This is a genomic window from Carnobacteriaceae bacterium zg-84, assembly GCA_013874835.1.
Lineage (GTDB): Bacteria > Bacillota > Bacilli > Lactobacillales > Aerococcaceae > WM01.
The window spans coordinates 1,635,329-1,654,408 of record CP059430.1 but is presented as its reverse complement, the minus strand read 5'-3'; the positions used below and the strand labels follow the sequence as shown (position 1 = coordinate 1,654,408).

Below are 19,080 nucleotides of genomic sequence, written 5' to 3'. Positions count from 1 at the left end.
ACTGGTATTTTAAAAGATGTATTATAAATATTTTTATGCAAGACACTACTTTTTTATGATGAAAAGTAGGGAATGATTTTCTTGACGGAAAGATAGAGCGTGTTATAATTTTTATGGGATAGTCATATTAAATGAATAGGAGTGTCATACATATGTACGCAGTTGTATTAGCGGCGGATAATCAATATTTGGATAAAGTAGATGTATTGATTAAATCCATTTGTGCCAATAACCAATATATTAAATTTTATCTTCTTCATGAAGATATTCCTAAAGAATGGTTTATTTATATAGAAAGTGTGTTGACACAAGTAAATTGTTCGATTGTCAATATGAACATGGTTGATAAAGATTGTCATTATCAATCACAACATGCACATATTAGTCAAGCAACCTATTTTAGATATTTAATTGGTGATTTAGTTGAAGAAGAAAAAGTATTGTATTTGGATACAGATATTGTTGTGACAGGAGATATTACACATCTATTTGATATTGACCTAGGACATTATTATATTGGAGCTGTAAATGAACCGCATCATGTCAATCAATTTAATGCGGGTGTCATGCTTATCAATAATGCTCTTTGGAAAGAAGAAAATATATCTGAAAAACTGATGCGTTTAACAGAAGAATTTATTCATACAGTGAATAATGGTGATCAAAGTATTTTAAATATGGCATTTAAAGATAATTGGTTATCTTTACCTAGACGCTATAATACAATGATTGGGTTTGATAAGTTGTTGGAAATAGAAAACAAACAGGATTTCATTGAAACTATCCATCCGCTACCAATTATTGTGCATTACGTCACAGCAAAAAAGCCTTGGGGGCAATTCAGTTCCATTCGTTTGCGAGAAATATGGTGGTTTTATTATGCGTTAACTTGGACGGACATCATTGGAAAATGGAAAATTTTCAACTATAATACAGAGATGTTTCTACACTATGGGAACAAAAAACTATTTATTTTAACAAACACACAAGATATCGCTCACATAGAAGAGTTAGTGATTGCTTTACCCAATAGTCAATTTTGTATTGCGGCACCAACCTATTTTTCATCCAAAGTAGTTGCTTTAAGTAAATATCGAAACGTCTTTTTATATCCTAATATTTTATCTTTAACAAGAGATAGACTATTAGAAGAATGTGATATTTATTTAGATATCAATTATTTAGGTGAAGTAGATAATGTTGTCGAGAAAGCAAAAGAAAAGCATAAAATTATTTTTGCTTTTGATGAAACAAAGCACCGTGATGATGCTATTTATGATAAAGTTATTCCTATTCAAAATGTACAAGATATGATAGAAGCCATTAAACGCGTTTAATGGCTTTTGTTATATGTATGTTTTAAGTCATTTAATTGACTACTAATAAATATGATGAGTTCATCTGCATGATAGGCTAAAGGTTCTTTGATTAAACAATAAGATTTAATAAATTTACTTAATGCAGATGCATTGTACATAATAAAAGATTGTTTTAAATAAGGTGTTATGTCAACCTTTTTTTCTTTAATAGCCATTTCAAGAAGATAATGGCATTGTTCTGTGAAAAAATCGTCAAAATTATTTTGTCCTAGAATGAGAAAAACTTTACTATAAAACTCTTGACGTGTGTCAATATATTTGAGTAGTTGTGTGAGTATGATTTTCCAAGTGTAGTTATGCAAATGATGAGTTATTTGTTGTTCTAATTCATTTTCAAAAATCCAAATAATTAAGTCGTACTTATCTTTAAAGTGATTGTAAAAAGTTTGTCGTCGTATGTTGGCGTATGTTGTAATATCTGTTGTGGTTAGTTTTTCAAAATCATTTTTGACCATCAGTTCTTTAAAAGCATCTGCAATTTTCTTTTTAGTGACCATAGATTTTTTCATAGACAATCTCTCCTTTTATAACTATTATACATGATAAAAAGAAAAAATGTGACAAAATATAGTTTTTGTCCCTTAAAAATTGTAAACGCATTCTGTATAATAGTGATATATAAAAAGTGATTTTTATAGAAAAATAATGAATAAACCAAGTTATATTGTCGATGTGGTATTCATAAAAATAGAGAAATAAGGAGAGATAGTATGAGTTCGGAAATGACACAATTCATTGGAGAATTGCTAGGAACGTTTATTTTAGTATTATTAGGGAACGGTGTTGTATGCAGTATTGCATTAAATAAAACAAAAGCACAGAATACAGGTTGGCTCATGGTAACTTTAGGTTGGGCTGTGGCAGTAACTATTGCTGTTTACGCATCTGGATTTTTATGTCCTGCCCATTTAAACCCTGCCGTGACAATTTCACTTGCTGTGATTGGTAGTTTTCCTTGGGCACAAGTGGTACCATTTATCATTGCACAAATGATTGGTGCCATGGCAGCATCTGTTTTGTTATATTTACATTTTTATCCTCACTTCCAAGAAACAGAAGACACTGGCACAGTTTTAGGCTGTTTTTCAACAGCACCAGCTATTCGTCACACATGGTCAAATGTTTTTGGAGAAATGCTAGGAACAGCTGTTTTAATGGTTGGTATTTTAGCTATGGGACAAAATAAATTAAGTGATGGTATGTCACCAATGATTGTTGGTTTAATTATTTTAACTATAGGATTTTCATTAGGGTCTACAACTGGTTATGCGATTAACCCAGCACGTGACTTAGGACCAAGATTGATGCATGCCATTTTACCTTTAAAACATAAAGGTGATTCAGACTGGGGATACGCTTGGATTCCTATTGTAGGTCCAATCCTTGGTGGTATCGTTGGTAGTGTGTTATATAATATGATTATTCAATTAACAATGTAATAGTAGAGATATTTCTAAAATGGATTCCAAATCGACATATAACTAAACCGGGATAAATGATTATCCCGGTTTTAATATGGTTATTTTAATTTTTTAGCTTTTTCTGTATTGGCAAAATGTAATTTAGCATAATAAGATAGTGCGTTTTTATCTTTTTTGAGTAATTGACTTGCCACAACATCAACAGAATGACCTGCACCAGATGGCAAGTTTATACCCGCTTGTTTTGAGAGTTTTTTTAAATTTTCAATAAATTCATATCTTGCGATAATGCTTGCACATGCAACAGCTAAATGATGACTTTCTCCTTTTGTGGCGAAGTACACATCTTTTTTAATTTGAACGGGTTCATCTTTTATGTGTGAAAAATAGGTTTGAGGTAATTCGAATTGGTCAATAAGCAAACCGTCAGGATACTCGGGAGATATTTTTTTTAATAATTTTCCGAGTGCATAATTGTGCAAAATAGCTTTCATTTTCCCTTGGGACATGGTTGGCTGAATGTCATTGTATTTTGGTGGTTCAACGACAAGCAAGCTATAAGGTACTATTTCTTTTAATTGTGTTGCTAAAATAGCAATGCGAGAATCGGATAAATTTTTTGAGTCTTGTACACCAAGTTGCTTTAAAGACGCTAATTGTTCTTTTTTGACATATGTAGCACATACGACAATTGATCCAAAATAACTACCGGTACCTGTTTCGTCACTACCAATAACAGACCATGTTTGGAAATTGGGTGGCAAGTTATTATCCTGTTTTTTTTCATTTGTATCAAAAGTCCCCCACTGTTGTGCTTCTGCTTGTGCATTAGAGCCTTGAAAAAGTACTTTGCCAGATTCATAAGCGGTAATAGTCGTTCCGTCTTTAACAGCAGAAAACAAACTGTATGGTGGGCATGTTGGTTTTAAGTAATCTTGGTAAAAATTTTTTAATTGTTCTATTTGTACTGTGTTCATTTTTATCGTCGTCATGTTAATCTCCTTTATATACAGTGTATCAAAAATAAAAGAAAAACCATAGTCAAAACTATGGTTATAGAGGTTGAACAAAGGCTTGTTTAGCCCCTTTTGATAGTAATATACATCTTAAAGCATCTGCATCTTGTTTTGTTTTTGCTAAAGCAATCATACAGCCACCTAAACCACCACCAGTAAGTTTAGCGCCAAGTGCACCGTGCTCTAAGGATAAGGATACAAGTTGATCCAATAACGGATGCGATACGCCTAATTTTTGTAAAGCGTGATGAGCATGTGTCATGGTCTGTCCTAAAGCATGTAATTGATTGGTTGCCAAATAATGTGTGACACGATGTGTCATATTTGATAATGTGGTCATGATAGATGTATGTGTTTTTGGCGCTACTTTTTTTAAGGTTGCTACTTTTTCAATGGCTTGTTTTGTTTGTCCTGTTAATCCTGTATCTGCAATGACGAGATAACCAGTCGTATTTATGCTGATTTTTTTAAAGGGTTTGCCTTTTTCAAAAAATAAAGGTGTTTCCGTTGAAATAATTGTGGCATCTAAGCCGCTTGGATTACCATGAACGACTTTTTCAGCAATTTGAACAAGATGTATTAGTTCCTTTGTTGTAATCGATTTATTGAAATATTGACATAAACTACGGACAATTGCGCAAGAAACAGCAGCACTAGACCCCATACCTCGCTCTGATGGAATAGAGCTTTCTATACGAATGTGTAGAGGTGTATGTTCTTGGTTTAAGTAGTATAAAGTGGCGTTAATAATTGTTTTCAAACCAGTTAGTAATTCTGGCATATCATCAATTAGTCCTTCATATAAATCACAATATAAATATAAGCCGTTCTTTGCTGGAGAAATATTTACATGTGTTTGGACAGCTGTACAAGGAATGGCGATAGCAGGATGTCCATAAACAGCGGCGTGTTCACCAATTAAAATAATTTTACCACTTGCTGTTCCCGTTGCTGTTTTCTTTTTGGTTATATTCATAATAAACTCCTATGATAGTAAACTCATGATATAGTCTATAAAACATTACTTCAAAAGTAAACAACGTTTAAAAAATTTTAATATTTGAAAATCAAGATTCACAAATTACAATAGTAAGTTAGCCACCTCAGGTAAATCATAAGGACATACATAGTTAAATAATTTACGTGGATAACGATTTATCCATTGTTCAACAGCCGTTACTTCGTTAGGAGTAACGGTTGTTGTGCCTTTTGGAAACCATCGTCTAATCAATCGATTTGCATTTTCGTTACTACCTCGTTCATAAGAAGAGAATGGATGTGCATAATAAATAGGACAGGTGACAGCCTCATCTAATCGTAAAAATTCAGAACCATTATCAGCTGTTAAAGAGCGGATTAAATAGTCTTGTTGAATAGACGTCAAAGCGATGTTCACACTTTGAGCCGTTTTATCAGGAATTAGACGAATAATTTCATAGCGTGTTTTTCTGTCCGTTAATGTCAATAATTGTTGTCCACGTTTCTTGTTTAAAATCACTAAATCTATTTCAAAATGCCCAACTTCTTTTCTCTCGTTAATCTCTTGTGGTCGCTGTTCGATAGAGAGGGCATTAGCCTTTCTTGGTGGTCGTTTTTCATTGGATTTTATCGGTTTATGTTTTCTAGGATAAATCAAATGTTTACGCGAAATACCTGTAATCCATCCTTTGTATACCCATGAGTAAATCGTTGTACAAGAGGGCATATCAGGTAGTTGACTAATCATTTCAGGGGAATATTTATCCATGATTTTTTCTCTGATGAGGGCTTCTTTTTTCTACCGTCCACGTATCTGTTCTACCTACGGCTAAACGTAAACGATGATAATCGTTTTGTGCCTTTTGAGCAGAGTATTCTTTAGTGCCGCCATGAAAAGATAAATCGATAAGTCCACGTTTGATTTCATTATTGATGGTTTGGTGATTTTTTCCTAATAATCTACCGATTTCTCTATTGCTTTTTCCTTCTTTTTTCCATTTTTCGATGAAGTAACGTTCTTTTTCTGTTATATGTTTGCCTTTGGTGTTATAGTATTCTTGCATCTCTTGGTATCCTTTTTTTGTTGTTACTAAAAGTATATCCTATGAGATGCTTTTTTTGTACTACTGGCTAACTTAATTATATAATTTACTAAATCAAGATTTTTTAATAAAATAGTTGACATAAAAAAGTAAAAAGGGTAAGATAAAGAAAGTGAAAAGCTACCAAAGACAGTGGGTGGAGAAATCCTTAATATCCTACCGAGGAAGATAGATATTTAATATAAATTTCTGTGGTTCTCTATGTCTTGGGTGATGTAGGGCTTTTTTATTTAAAAAGTGCTACCCCAAATCTAATGGAGGTGAAATGAATGAGCGAAGCAGCTATTGCTAAAAAAGCAGAGTTAGTTCAAGAAGTTGCTAAAAAAATTGAAGAAGCATCTTCAGTTGTTATTGTTGACTACTTAGGATTAACTGTTGATGAAGTAACAAGATTGCGTGTTCAATTACGTGAAGCAAACGTTGAATTTAAAGTGTTGAAAAACGGTATTGTACGTCGTGCAGTTGCTCAAAACAACTTAGAAGGATTAGACGAAGCTTTAGTTGGACCTACAGCTGTTGCATTCTCAAATGATGATGCAGTAGCACCAGCAAAAATTATTGCTGAGTTTGCTAAAAAAGCAGACGCGTTAGAAATCAAAGCTGGTATCGTTGAAGGTAAAGTATCTTCAAAAGCAGAAATCGAAGCATTGGCTTCTTTACCAAACCGCGATGGAATGCTTTCAATGCTTTTATCAGTATTACAAGCACCAGTTCGCAATACAGCATTGGCTTTCAAAGCTGTTGCAGAACAAAAAGAAGAAGTGGCTTAATTTTATTAACCACACAAAAAGTTGCCTAGTGTAACAAAAATAAAAACATATATAAATCGGAGGAAATTATAATGGCATTAAACATTGAACAAATTATTGCAGATATTAAAGAAGCAACAATTTTAGAATTAAACGACTTAGTAAAAGCTATCGAAGAAGAATTTGGCGTAACAGCAGCAGCTCCAGTAGCAATCGCAGCAGGACCTGCAGCAGCAGCTGAAGAAAAAACAGAATTTGACGTAGAATTAACAAGCGCTGGCGACGGCAAAATTAAAGTAATCAAAGTTGTTCGTGAAGCAACTGGATTAGGCTTGAAAGAAGCTAAAGAATTAGTTGACGGTGCTCCATCTGTTGTTAAAGAAGGCGTATCTAAAGAAGAAGCAGAAGCGTTAAAAGCTCAATTAGAAGAAGTTGGCGCAACTGTAACATTAAAATAATTTTAATGACGTATCAAAATTGGCATCCCGTACGGGATGCCAATTTTTTGTTTTAGTGTGAATCTTTTGGGTTCATAGTATATCAATTTGTCCTTACTATGATAATTAAAAATAAACTATATTTAACAAAAATGAGGATAGAAGTGTTTATTGGTGCGTATCATTGACTATTCCATATAATCTTTATACAATAAAAATAATAGAAAGATATGAGGTGCAAATATGACGATAAAACTAATTGCGACAGATATGGATGGTACTTTTTTAAGAGAGGATAAAACGTATGATAAAGAGCGATTTAACCAAATTGCTGAACAGTTGCGTGAGAAAAATATCGTTGGTGTCATTGCAAGTGGAAATAGTTTTGACCATATTTCAAAACCTTTTGATGATGTATGTCAAGATTGGCTATATTTTGCAGGAGATAACGGGAACCATATTGTGAAACAAGGGGAGTCCATTCATGTATTAGCGATTGCTCAACACATTGTTGAAAAAGTTGTGACATTAGCTGAAAGTTTTGAAGGATGTTATGCGTTATTGAGTACGACAAAAACAGCATACACTTACGAAACGATTTCTGATGAAGCGTTGATGCATTTTCTAAAATATAATATGGAAATTATTAAAATAAAAACATTGTCGGATATTCCAGCTGATGAAGAAGTCGTTAAAATTGCCATCATGAGTAAACGTTCTTTAGAGGAAAATAAACAAATTGCTTTAACAATTCGTGAACAATATAATGTTTCTTCAGCGACAAGTGGAGATATGTGGATTGATGTGTATCATAAAGACGGCGGAAAAGGAGCAGGCATTCGATTTATACAAGAAAAATACGGTATAAAAAAAGAGGAGTGTATCGCATTTGGCGATAATTTAAATGATTTGCCAATGATGAAAGAAGTTAAGTACAGTGTTGCCATGGAAAATGCCGATAATGAATTGAAAAAAGTATGTCGTTATGAGATTGGAACGAATGAAGAACAAGCTGTTCAAAATATTTTAGAACAATTTGTTGCAAATGGAGATATTTCTTTTTTACAGAATAAAGAGAATTAAGTAAAGATTATCTATTAAGAATATGCCAAAGGTGTACGATTATTTTTGTTTTATGTTACAATAAGAAAAGTAGTGAAATCTTGAGAAAATAGGTGAGGATATGTTTTTTTTCAAAAAGAAACAAAATAATGAAGAAAAAATATCGTTTGATGAAAAGCAAGGTGTTCCTAATCATGTGGCCATTATTATGGATGGAAATGGTCGTTGGGCACAACAACGTATGTTACCTCGTGTAGCTGGGCATAAAGAAGGTATGCAAACAGTTAAAACGATTGCATTGCATGCGAAAAAATTAGGTGTTAAAGTATTGTCTTTATATGCTTTTTCAACAGAAAATTGGAAAAGACCTCACGATGAGGTATCTTTTTTAATGAAATTACCGATTGATTTTTTTAGTACATTTATTCCACAATTAAATGAAAATAATATTCGAGTAATGACAACGGGATTTATTGAGCAATTACCCGAAAAGACGCAAAAAGCTGTTTTGGATGCTGTGGAGCAGACAAAGCAGAATGACGGTATGATTTTAAATTTTGCATTAAATTATGGGTCCCGTGCGGAAATAATTGCTGCGATAAAAAAAATAAGTATTGAATATCATGATAAAGTAGAAGAAATTAACGAAGAGATTGTGTCAGATTATTTATGGTCCAAACAATTAGGCGAGTATGCAGAGCCGGATTTGTTAATTCGTACCAGTGGCGAAGAGCGCATTAGTAATTTTATGTTATGGCAAATCGCTTATAGTGAATTTTATTTTACAGATGTATTTTGGCCTGATTTTAAAGAACAAGAATTAGAAAAAGCGTTCGCAATATATCAAAAACGGCATCGACGTTTTGGAGGATTGTAGGAGGAAATGTCTTGAAGTTAAGAATTATAACAGCGCTTGTCATTTTGGCGATAGGTCTGCCATTATTATATTTTGGAGGATTAACGTTCCAGCTTTCTATTGTAGGACTAGCTACTATTTGTTTTATGGAAATTATGCATATGGCAAAAATAAAAATACCTTCTCCGGAAGTGATTATTGGATTGTTGGCAACGATTGGCTTAACCATTCCAATTACTTACTACAATTATTTCCGTATGACACCTTTACTTTGGCTATGTCTATGCTCCTTTGCGTTACTCGTTTTAACCGTTTTTTCTAAAAATGAATTTTCATTTGAAAAAGTAGGTATAGTTTCGCTCGCAGCTTTATATATTGGATTAGGTGCACACCATGTACTTATTCTTAGAGAGTATGGATTTGTTGCGATTTTGTTCATTTTTTCTATTGGCTGGATAACTGATTCAGGTGCGTACTTTGTAGGAAGACGTTTTGGGAAACACCGTTTAGCCCCACATATTAGTCCTAATAAATCGATTGAAGGATCTGTTGGTGGAACGGCACTTGCTGTTTTATATGCACTCATTTTTGTTGCGATACATCAACCATTTGCGACACTTTCACTAGATTTTCTAGGGACGATTTTATTGGCATTTGGTGTTTCGTTAGCAGGACAAATGGGAGATTTAGTTGAGTCTGCTTTAAAACGATTTTACCATGTTAAAGATTCAGGAAATATACTACCCGGTCATGGTGGTGTGTTAGATAGATTTGATAGCACACTTTTTGGGGTGGTAGCGTGTCACATTATTTTAATTTGCTTAATATAAGATAAAAGGAGGTTTTTCATGCAAATTATTGTATTTTTACTTGTTTTTGGGGTGATAGTCACCATTCATGAATTTGGTCATTTTTATTTTGCAAAACGTTCAGGTATTCTTGTTCGAGAATTTGCGATTGGTATGGGACCTAAAATTTTTGCCACAAAGAAAAATGGGACAACATATACTATTCGCGCATTGCCTGTTGGGGGATATGTTCGTTTAGCAGGATATGGTGATGATGTTGAACCCTTAAAAGCAGGACAGTTGATTAGTATTGTACTCAATCAAGACAATATAGTGACATGCATTAATACATGCGCTAAAACAAGATTGGATAAAGCAGTACCTTTTGAAGTGCGTCAAGCCGATTTAGAAAAAGAAATGCTTTTAATAGGTCGTCTAGCAGGGCAAGATACAGATAGTACTTTTTCTGTTTCAAAAGAGGCAACGTATATCGAAGAAAACGGAACTGAAATACAAGTAGCACCACTAGAAAAACAGTTTGAACAAGCAAGTATTTTTCGCCGTATTCTTGTTAATTTTGGTGGACCATTAAACAATTTTATATTAGGTATTTTACTATTTATTTTAGTTGGATTTATGAATGGTGGTATTCCTCATTTATTGAATAAAGTAAATGTTATGGAAAACACACCTGCGTATCAAGCCGGTATTCGTACAGGGGACAGTATCACACAGGTAGATCATCAAGAAACGAAAAATGGGGCAGAATTATACCAAAGACTATCTGAAGCGAAAAAAACACAAACACAAGTTGAATTGATAGTGGAAAAAGAAAATCATGAGATGGTGACATACACTGTACCGTTTCAAAATAATGTCATTGGTGTTACATTCCAACAAGAAAAAGATGCTTCTGTAACGTCAATTTTGGCGTATGGTTTCACAAGAACATGGGAAATTGCTACAGGTATTTGGTCAACTCTAGCTGGATTTTTCAAAACAGGATTTGATATTCAACAATTTGGAGGACCAGTAGCAATTGCTCAAGCAAGTGGGCAAGCCACTCAAGGTGGTATAATGTCTGTTTTAATGTTTATGGCTGCGATTAGTGTGAATTTAGGTGTGATGAACTTATTGCCAATTCCAGCATTAGACGGTGGGAAAATCGTATTGAATATACTAGAATTATTGCGTGGGAAACCAATTAGTAAAGAAAAAGAAACCATGATTACATTGGTATTTGCAGGATTATTAGTATTACTCATGGTTGCCGTAACGTTTAATGATATACAGCGTTGGTTTTTTAAATAATTGTGAGTGTTATTGTAAGTAGTAGATTTATTGAATCATAAGAGTTCTATCATAAGTTGTGTTAAATAGTTGTTAAACTTTTTAAAATATTTTATAAGATAGTATATTATAAATATTTGGCAACTATACACTAACTTAATTATATAATTTACTTATGATCAAATGTGATGTTTTTATCCTTTAATTGTAGTAAGATTTCTGTTATATTAGACATAGGCAATTTCTCCTTATTATTTGGTGGTACTTTTAATTTAAGAGAAAATTGCCTTTTTGTCTACATGAAATTAGGGTTGCTGGCTTATGCCATTAACCCTAAAAATTATACAACCATAATTACTTTTGGTTAAATTTTTAAGCTGAATATGATATAATGATTTTCGTCTAAATAGAAAAAATCTATTATTTGAATAGTACTATCAATATTGTTATTAAAAAATTTTGGTCGTTTTTTGTTTTCTAGTATTGGAAGATAATAAAAATAAAGGATAGTAGTGGAAAATCCAATATTATATATTGTTATTCCTTGTTATAACGAAGAAGCTGTCTTACCTCATACATTTCCGCTTTTTAGTCAGCAATTACACTATTTAATGGATAATGGATATGTTAGTCCTTTAAGTCGTATTTTGTTTGTTGATGATGGAAGTAAAGATAAAACATGGGACTTAATAAGACGGTACTCACAGGAAGAATGGGTAGAAGGGATTTCTCAAAATAGAAATAGGGGACATCAGTCTACCGTTTTGGCAGGTATGATTGAGGCTGCTGACTTTGCCGATATTGTAATTACGATTGACTGTGACGGACAAGATGATATTTGTTGTATGACAGATATGGTTCAAGCATATAAAAATGGAGCCGAAATTGTTTATGGTGTTCGTAAGGATCGATCAACAGATACGTTCTTCAAACGATTTACAGCGGAAAAATTTTATAAACTTTTATCCAAAATGGGTGGTGAAGTTATATATAATCATGCGGATTATCGTTTAATGTCAAAAAAAGCGATACTTGCTCTTTCTGAATTTAAGGAAGTTAATATTTATTTACGAGGATTAGTTCCTTTAATTGGTTTTAATCATGCGGTTGTTGAATACAGCCGTAAAGAAAGAATGGCTGGAGAAAGTCATTATCCTTTAAGCAAGATGCTAGGATTAGCTTTTGACGGTATTACAAGTTTAAGTGTTCGTCCAATTCGTGTTATTACAGTTTTAGGTGTGTTAACGTCTATAATAAGTTTCATCTTTTTGATTTGGAGTATTGTGAGTTATTTTTTTGGTTATACTCTAGTAGGATGGACAAGTATGATATCCATTATGAGTTTTTTAGGCGGTATCCAATTGATTTCCATTGGTATTATTGGAGAATATATTGGGAAAATTTATTTAGAAACGAAGGCAAGACCTCGATATATGATTGATAGAAAAACAAAAGGCATGAGAAAAGAGTCATGTGAAAAATAACAAGAATGTTTTAAAAATCGATGGTATAGTATTTTTGTGACTAAATGGATGATTGACGCCGTTTGTTTTATAGGATAAAGGTTCTGTTTAAATAGAACTAAATAATGCAATTTAACGAAGAACTATTAATTCATGATGAGATTAATTTATCTTATTTGCAAATTTTGTTATATCCATATAAATCAAGTGATATCCGGATATTTTAATGAGGTTTTATAATTTAAGTATAAGAATACTAATTGTAAATCGTTTATTTAAAAACAAGGAAACTGATAGAAAAGAAACATCTGCACTATTAGCTGATCAGGTTGCTTTATTTTGATTACTAACACTATTTGACATAGAACAGTATCATTTTGGTTGCTGTCACAGCTTTTTTTGTTTCTTTGTTTATTAGTATTTGAATATTATTTTCATTGTTTTATAACCTTACTTTGACATCATTACGATCAATGTTATAATATTTTATAATATAAATAAAGGAAAAGTGACGATATGAGAGCCGTTTGTGTGAGTAATTTTAATTATTATGGATTACGGATTCAATACATTCAAACATATTTAGAACAAAAGGGATATGATGTCACGTATGTGACAGGAGATTATGATACGATGAATCGCCAAAAATATACGTTGGCAATTTCTAATATAGTGCAGATTCCTTTGATACAATATAAAAAAAATATTTCGTTTGAACGTATCCATTCGCACTATGCTTTTGCTAAAAAAGTCTATCAACAATTAGAAATGATTCAACCAGATGTTATATATGCTATGGTACCTCCAAATTTTGTGGCACATTTTATTGCGAAATACAAGAAAAAATATCCGAGTGTTCGTGTTATTTTTGATGTGTTTGATATGTGGCCGGAAACGTTTCCGTCAGGTTCTTCAAAAACGCTACTTTCTCTTCCTTTTTATTGTTGGCAAACATTACGGACAAAAGCTTTAAGCAAAGCAGATTATGTTTTTAGTGAGTGTGATTTATTTAAAGAGAGATTAAAAGAAATACAGCCAACATTAAATGTTCAAACATTATATCCTTGTAAAGAAAATTGTGATGAGGATATTGCGTATACACCAGAGGAAGATGTACTGCCTTTATGTTATCTAGGTTCTATCAATAATATTATTGATATTGATAAAATCGAAGAGATGATAAAAGTATTGAGTGAGTATAAACCAATCACACTTCATGTGATTGGTAATGGAGAGAAAAAAGAACAATTTATTGAAAGGTTATCGGTATTTTGTCAACATATTTATGACTATGGGAATGTGTATGATGCAAAGAAAAAACAGGATATTTTTAATCAATGTGCCTTTGGTATCAATATATTAAAACCCACTGTTTTTATCGGATTGACATTAAAAACATTGGATTATTTAAATGGTGGATTGCCATTGTTGAATACTGTATCTGGAGATACCGAGCGTTTAGTGTTTGAGTACAGTATTGGAAAAAACATAAAAAAAGAGAACATTGATAATATTCAATCTTTAACATCAGATGATATATTACAAATGAAATACCGAGCTAAAGATGTGTTTATGCATTATTTTAATCAGCGTGAATATAATCAGCGATTAGATGAGTTGTTGGGCGATGTGTTCACAAAGGAGAACGATAGATGAAATCAGTAGGTATTGTCGTAGCGACATATAAGCCAAATATGACTTATTTAGAGGAACAGTTCAAAAGTCTTGAAGAACAGACGTATCCTAATTATCACATTTATATTAGAGATGATAGTGCAGATGATGATTATTTTAAACAAATCGCCACATTAGCGACAACTATTTTCACAAGACCATTTACGATTGTGCAAAATGACGTCAATATGGGAAGTACAAAGACTTTTGAGTTATTGACAAGTGACTGTCAACAAGAGTATATTGCTTACTGTGATCAAGATGATAGATGGCATCATCAAAAAATAGAAAAATTAGTATACAAACTTGAACAAGAAAAAGCATTACTTGTTTACTCTGACTTAGCGATTATTGATGAAAATGGACAATTTGTGTCGTCGAGTTTTGCTACTGTGAATAAACGTATTTACCATGTATATGGAGATAACACGTTCTCGTTTTTTATTCGAAGAAATTGTATGCCTGGCTGTTCCATGCTAATGTTAACAGAGATTGCTAAAAAAGCGATGCCGTTTTATGAAGAGTATGTGCATGATCATTGGTTAGCTTTAGTCGCTGCAAGCATGGGGCGTATAGCTTTTATAAAAGAACTTTTAATTGATTATCGTTTACATCAGCATAATCAAATTGGTAAAGCTATTCTAAAAGGGATTGATACTGTTGATGATTATATTCCTTTAAAGTTAGTCCCCGAACAAGATAAGTTTCGCGCTTTAGCATTGCGATTTGGTAAGACGTATCAAAAAGAGATTGATAAAGAATTATCGTTTGTCGGTCAACGAATACAAGCATTTCAAACGAGAAAATTCAAAGATATTTGGTCTTTAACAAAGTATTTAAAAGAAGATAAAACGTTAGTATTATTTGAAATAGCGTTAACGATATTACCGAAATATCTTGGTAATAAAATGATACGACGTATAAAATCAGGAGGTTAATAAATGAAAGGAATTATTTTAGCAGGAGGTAGTGGCACACGTTTGTATCCAATTACAAGAGCTGTTTCTAAACAGTTAATGCCTATTTATGACAAACCAATGATTTATTACCCACTATCTGTTTTAATGTTGGCGGGTATTCGTGAAATTTTAATTATTTCCACACCAACAGATACACCACGTTTTGAACAACTTTTTGGAAATGGACACGAACTTGGGTTAGATATTTCATATAAAGTACAAGAAAGTCCAGATGGTTTAGCACAAGCGTTTATTTTGGGAGAGGACTTTATTGGTGATGACTCTGTTTGTTTAATTTTAGGAGATAATATTTATTATGGTGGTGGGCTATCTAAAATGGTTCAACGTGCAGCTTCTAAAAAAGAGGGTGCAACTGTTTTTGGCTACCATGTAAATGATCCGGAACGTTTTGGTGTTGTGGAATTTGATGAAAATATGACAGCTGTGTCTATTGAAGAAAAACCAGAAAAACCAAAAAGTAATTATGCAGTAACAGGCTTATATTTCTATGACAATCAAGTTGTTGATATTGCTAAAAACATCAAACCATCTTCTCGTGACGAATTAGAAATTACAGATGTTAATAAAGCTTATTTAGAAAAAGGGCAATTATCTGTTGAAATTATGGGGCGTGGATTTGCGTGGTTAGATACAGGAACGCATGAATCATTACTTGAAGCATCTACGTTTATTGAAACGATTGAAAAACGTCAAAATTTAAAAGTGGCATGTTTAGAAGAAATTGCTTACCGTATGGGTTATATTACGAAAGAACAAGTTTTAGCATTGGCTGAACCATTGAAAAAAAATGAGTATGGAAAGTATTTACTACGTTTAGTAGAGCATGAATAAGAGGACAAATCATGAAAGTAACGACAACAAAATTACAAGATGTCAAAATTATTGAGCCAGCTGTTTTTGGAGATCATCGTGGATTTTTTACAGAAAGTTTTTCAGAAAAAGATTTTAAAGCAGCGGGTATCAATACGGATTTTGTGCAAGACAATCATTCTTTATCCGCACAAGCAGGTGTTTTAAGAGGATTGCATTTTCAAAAAGGAGAGGCAGCTCAAGCAAAATTAGTTCGTGTGGTAACAGGAGCTGTATTAGATGTTATTGTTGATATTCGGAAAGGAAGTCCTACTTATGGGCAGTGGGAAGGATATATTTTGTCCGAACATAATCATCGTCAATTATACGTGCCAAGAGGATTTGCACATGGTTTTGTCACATTAACACCAAATGTAAATTTCTTGTATAAATGCGATAATTATTATGATGCACAAGCTGATGCAGGTATTGCGTTTGATGATCCTGATTTAGCGATTGATTGGCCAGTAAATATTGAAAAAGCTATTTTATCTGAAAAAGATAAAAAGCACCCAACTTTAAAAGAATTTGAAACAGAAAATCCATTTGTATATGGATAAATATAAGGAGAATAAGATGAAGCATATTATTGTGACAGGTGGTGCCGGATTTATAGGATCAAATTTCGTGCATTATGTTGTAAACAATCATCCAGATATTCATGTAACTGTATTGGATAAATTGACTTATGCCGGAAATCGTGAAAACTTAAAAGGATTACCTGAAGATAGAGTAACACTTATCGTAGGAGATGTTGCAGATGCAACGCTTGTGGATGCATTAGTACAAAAAGTAGATGCTGTCGTACATTATGCAGCAGAATCACATAATGACAATTCCTTGAAAGATCCATTTCCGTTTGTACAAACAAATATTATTGGAACATATACATTGATTGAAGCGTGTCGCAAATATGATGTACGTTATCATCATGTTTCTACCGATGAAGTTTATGGAGATTTGCCTTTACGTGAAGATTTACCTGGACATGGGGACGGTGTTGGAGAAAAATTTACATCTGAAACACCTTATAATCCGTCTAGTCCGTATTCATCAACAAAAGCAGGTTCCGACTTATTAGTTAGAGCATGGGTACGCTCATTTGGGCTAAAAGCAACTATTTCAAATTGTTCAAATAACTATGGACCGTATCAACATATTGAAAAATTTATTCCACGTCAAATTACCAATATATTAAGTGGTATTAAACCTAAATTATATGGAGAAGGAAAAAATGTACGTGATTGGATACATACCAATGACCACTCTAGTGCCGTGTGGACTATTTTAACAAAAGGTCGTCTTGGAGAAACCTATTTAATCGGTGCAGACGGTGAACAAGATAATAAAACAGTCGTTGAATTGATTTTGGAGTTAATGGGACAACCTAAAGATGCTTATGAACATGTAAATGATCGTGCGGGCCATGATTTACGCTATGCGATTGATGCTACAAAATTACGTGAAGAATTAGGCTGGGTACCTCAATATACAGATTTTCGCTCTGGATTAGCAGATACGATTCAATGGTATCAAGAAAATAAAGATTGGTGGAAAGCTGATAAAGAAAGTGTCGAAACAAATTACGCGAAAAATGGGCAATAAGTAAAATTGTGTTGGAAGATTTTTCAACACAATTTTTATCGAATAAAAGACTATATACGGTTGTTTTGTTACTGTAATGAGAGAAAAGGAGTGGGTGTATGACGACTTGGCATGATGTTTTGGCGCAAGAAAAAGAAAAAGAGTATTTTAAACAAGTAATGACATACGTTTCAGAAAGACGGAGAGTAGCAACGGTTTTTCCGACCAAAGAAAATATGTTTCATGCGTTAAAATTAACTGAATATGATAATGTGAAAGTTGTTATTTTAGGACAAGATCCATATCATGGAGAACATCAAGCGCACGGATTAAGTTTTTCCGTTCAAGAAAATATCGACTTTCCTCCGTCGCTACAAAATATTTTTAAAGAATTAGTAGACGATATTGGTTGTTTAATGCCTACTCAAGGAAATTTAACAAAATGGGCACAGCAAGGTGTTTTGTTGTTAAATACCGTATTGACTGTCGAAAAAGGGCAAGCGCACAGCCATAAAGACAAAGGATGGGAAATATTTACGGATAAAGTAATTTCTGTATTAAATGATCGTCAAAAACCAGTCGTTTTTGTGTTGTGGGGACGCCCTGCTCAATCTAAACAAACGCTCATTACAAATCCGCAACATATCATACTAACAGCACCACATCCTAGTCCGTTATCAGCCTATAGAGGCTTTTTTGGGAGCCGACCATTTAGCCGAATCAATGAATATTTACGTGCTTTACATATAGAGCCGATTGACTGGACATTGTCGTAAAAACATAGTATGATAATATTTCCTAAAGAAGAATAAATAAACACGCATAAAAAGATACATGTGTATCTTTTTATGCGTCTATGTGTATGTATAGAGGTTGAAGATGACAAAAATGATTATTGGATTGGGAAATCCTGGAAGAGAATATGAAGGTACGAAGCATAATATCGGTTTTATGGTCTTAGATAAATGGGCAGAAACAGAACGAGTGACATTTCATAAAACAAAACATAAAGCGCTATTTACAGAGTTGTTTATCAATGGTGAAAAAGTCATTCTGGTTAAGCCACAGACATATATGAATTTATCTGGTCAAGCTGTGAAACCTTTAATGGATTATTTTCAGCTTGATGTGGAAGATATTGTGGTCATTTATGATGATATGGATTTACCTATCGGAAAAATTCGATTAAGACAAAAAGGTAGTGCTGGTGGACACAATGGCATTAAAAGTTTAATAAGCAGTTTACAAACACAAGAATTTAACCGTGTTAAAGTAGGTATAGGAAGACCTTTATCTTTTGAAACGGTTACGCAACATGTATTGTCTAAGTTTTTAGGCATTTATCAAACAGAGGTTGAAACCTCAATCGACAAGACCATTCAAGCTATGCGACATTGGATAGAGAAAAAATCTTTTGTGTTGACGATGAATGATTTTAATTAGTGGAGTAA

19 protein-coding genes, 1 pseudogene and 1 other annotated feature are annotated in these 19,080 nt (G+C 33.0%); of the genes and pseudogenes, 16 read left to right on the top strand and 4 right to left on the bottom strand.

Annotated features, from left to right (window positions below):
• The first annotated feature begins 152 nt into the window (after nucleotides 1–152).
• Entirely contained in the window at nucleotides 153–1,337 is a 1,185-nt protein-coding gene (locus H1220_07825) for a glycosyltransferase family 8 protein (protein ID QMI85585.1), read from the top strand.
• On the opposite strand, the gene dhaS is transcribed toward H1220_07825, so the two are convergent.
• Nucleotides 1,334–1,888, bottom strand: coding sequence for a dihydroxyacetone kinase transcriptional activator DhaS (dhaS, locus tag H1220_07820; GenBank protein ID QMI85584.1), 555 nt, complete (start codon nucleotides 1,886–1,888; stop codon nucleotides 1,334–1,336). The genes H1220_07825 and dhaS overlap by 4 nt on opposite strands.
• A 213-nt stretch (nucleotides 1,889–2,101) precedes the next feature.
• Between dhaS and H1220_07815 the strand changes: the two genes are divergently transcribed.
• Nucleotides 2,102–2,818, top strand: coding sequence for an aquaporin family protein (locus H1220_07815; protein QMI86692.1), 717 nt, complete (start codon nucleotides 2,102–2,104; stop codon nucleotides 2,816–2,818).
• A gap of 80 nt (nucleotides 2,819–2,898) precedes the next feature.
• Here H1220_07815 and H1220_07810 read toward each other — a convergent pair whose 3' ends face one another.
• The 3 genes and pseudogenes from H1220_07810 to H1220_07800 all read right to left on the bottom strand — a co-directional run bounded on the left by H1220_07810 (nucleotide 2,899) and on the right by H1220_07800 (nucleotide 5,858).
• Nucleotides 2,899–3,792 carry a ribonuclease HIII gene (locus H1220_07810; GenBank protein ID QMI85583.1) on the bottom strand — a complete coding sequence of 298 codons (894 nt, stop codon included), beginning with the start codon at nucleotides 3,790–3,792 and terminating at the stop codon, nucleotides 2,899–2,901.
• A 61-nt stretch (nucleotides 3,793–3,853) separates the two neighbouring features.
• A complete protein-coding gene (gene mvk / locus H1220_07805; protein QMI85582.1) occupies nucleotides 3,854–4,792 on the bottom strand; it encodes a mevalonate kinase in 939 nt (312 codons plus the stop codon).
• A gap of 105 nt (nucleotides 4,793–4,897) precedes the next feature.
• Nucleotides 4,898–5,858: pseudogene (locus tag H1220_07800) on the bottom strand (IS30 family transposase).
• Nucleotides 5,859–6,002: 144 nt separating this feature from the next.
• Nucleotides 6,003–6,134 (top strand) — a sequence feature (ribosomal protein L10 leader region).
• Between the two features lie 32 nt (nucleotides 6,135–6,166).
• On the opposite strand from H1220_07800, the gene H1220_07795 reads away from it, so the two are divergent.
• The 14 genes from H1220_07795 to H1220_07730 all read left to right on the top strand — a co-directional run bounded on the left by H1220_07795 (nucleotide 6,167) and on the right by H1220_07730 (nucleotide 19,072).
• Nucleotides 6,167–6,667, top strand: a complete 501-nt coding sequence (locus H1220_07795; protein ID QMI85581.1) for a 50S ribosomal protein L10 — start codon at nucleotides 6,167–6,169, stop codon at nucleotides 6,665–6,667.
• Between the two features lie 71 nt (nucleotides 6,668–6,738).
• On the top strand, nucleotides 6,739–7,104 hold the full coding sequence (gene rplL / locus H1220_07790) for a 50S ribosomal protein L7/L12 (protein QMI85580.1): 366 nt from the start codon (nucleotides 6,739–6,741) through the stop codon (nucleotides 7,102–7,104).
• A gap of 222 nt (nucleotides 7,105–7,326) precedes the next feature.
• Nucleotides 7,327–8,166, top strand: coding sequence for an HAD family phosphatase (locus H1220_07785; GenBank protein QMI85579.1), 840 nt, complete (start codon nucleotides 7,327–7,329; stop codon nucleotides 8,164–8,166).
• Nucleotides 8,167–8,266: 100 nt separating this feature from the next.
• Entirely contained in the window at nucleotides 8,267–9,022 is a 756-nt protein-coding gene (locus tag H1220_07780; GenBank protein QMI85578.1) for an isoprenyl transferase, read from the top strand.
• A gap of 11 nt (nucleotides 9,023–9,033) precedes the next feature.
• A complete protein-coding gene (locus H1220_07775; GenBank protein QMI85577.1) occupies nucleotides 9,034–9,831 on the top strand; it encodes a phosphatidate cytidylyltransferase in 798 nt (265 codons plus the stop codon).
• Nucleotides 9,832–9,849: 18 nt separating this feature from the next.
• Nucleotides 9,850–11,100: an RIP metalloprotease RseP gene (rseP, locus tag H1220_07770; GenBank protein QMI85576.1), complete on the top strand. Its 1,251-nt coding sequence runs from the start codon at nucleotides 9,850–9,852 to the stop codon at nucleotides 11,098–11,100.
• 485 nt (nucleotides 11,101–11,585) lie between these two features.
• Nucleotides 11,586–12,563 carry a glycosyltransferase family 2 protein gene (locus H1220_07765; protein ID QMI86691.1) on the top strand — a complete coding sequence of 326 codons (978 nt, stop codon included), beginning with the start codon at nucleotides 11,586–11,588 and terminating at the stop codon, nucleotides 12,561–12,563.
• 510 nt (nucleotides 12,564–13,073) lie between these two features.
• Nucleotides 13,074–14,198 carry a hypothetical protein gene (locus H1220_07760; GenBank protein QMI85575.1) on the top strand — a complete coding sequence of 375 codons (1,125 nt, stop codon included), beginning with the start codon at nucleotides 13,074–13,076 and terminating at the stop codon, nucleotides 14,196–14,198.
• Nucleotides 14,195–15,154, top strand: coding sequence for a glycosyltransferase (locus H1220_07755; GenBank protein QMI85574.1), 960 nt, complete (start codon nucleotides 14,195–14,197; stop codon nucleotides 15,152–15,154). The genes H1220_07760 and H1220_07755 overlap by 4 nt, the downstream gene beginning before the upstream one ends.
• Before the next feature lie 3 nt (nucleotides 15,155–15,157).
• Nucleotides 15,158–16,027 carry a glucose-1-phosphate thymidylyltransferase RfbA gene (gene rfbA, locus H1220_07750; GenBank protein ID QMI85573.1) on the top strand — a complete coding sequence of 290 codons (870 nt, stop codon included), beginning with the start codon at nucleotides 15,158–15,160 and terminating at the stop codon, nucleotides 16,025–16,027.
• 11 nt (nucleotides 16,028–16,038) lie between these two features.
• Nucleotides 16,039–16,605: a dTDP-4-dehydrorhamnose 3,5-epimerase gene (rfbC, locus tag H1220_07745; GenBank protein ID QMI85572.1), complete on the top strand. Its 567-nt coding sequence runs from the start codon at nucleotides 16,039–16,041 to the stop codon at nucleotides 16,603–16,605.
• 16 nt (nucleotides 16,606–16,621) lie between these two features.
• Nucleotides 16,622–17,650, top strand: a complete 1,029-nt coding sequence (gene rfbB, locus H1220_07740) for a dTDP-glucose 4,6-dehydratase (protein QMI85571.1) — start codon at nucleotides 16,622–16,624, stop codon at nucleotides 17,648–17,650.
• Between the two features lie 98 nt (nucleotides 17,651–17,748).
• Nucleotides 17,749–18,405, top strand: a complete 657-nt coding sequence (gene ung, locus H1220_07735; protein ID QMI85570.1) for a uracil-DNA glycosylase — start codon at nucleotides 17,749–17,751, stop codon at nucleotides 18,403–18,405.
• 103 nt (nucleotides 18,406–18,508) lie between these two features.
• Nucleotides 18,509–19,072 (top strand): aminoacyl-tRNA hydrolase, encoded by a 564-nt coding sequence (locus tag H1220_07730; protein QMI85569.1) that lies wholly within the window; start codon nucleotides 18,509–18,511, stop codon nucleotides 19,070–19,072.
• Nucleotides 19,073–19,080: the final 8 nt, after the last annotated feature.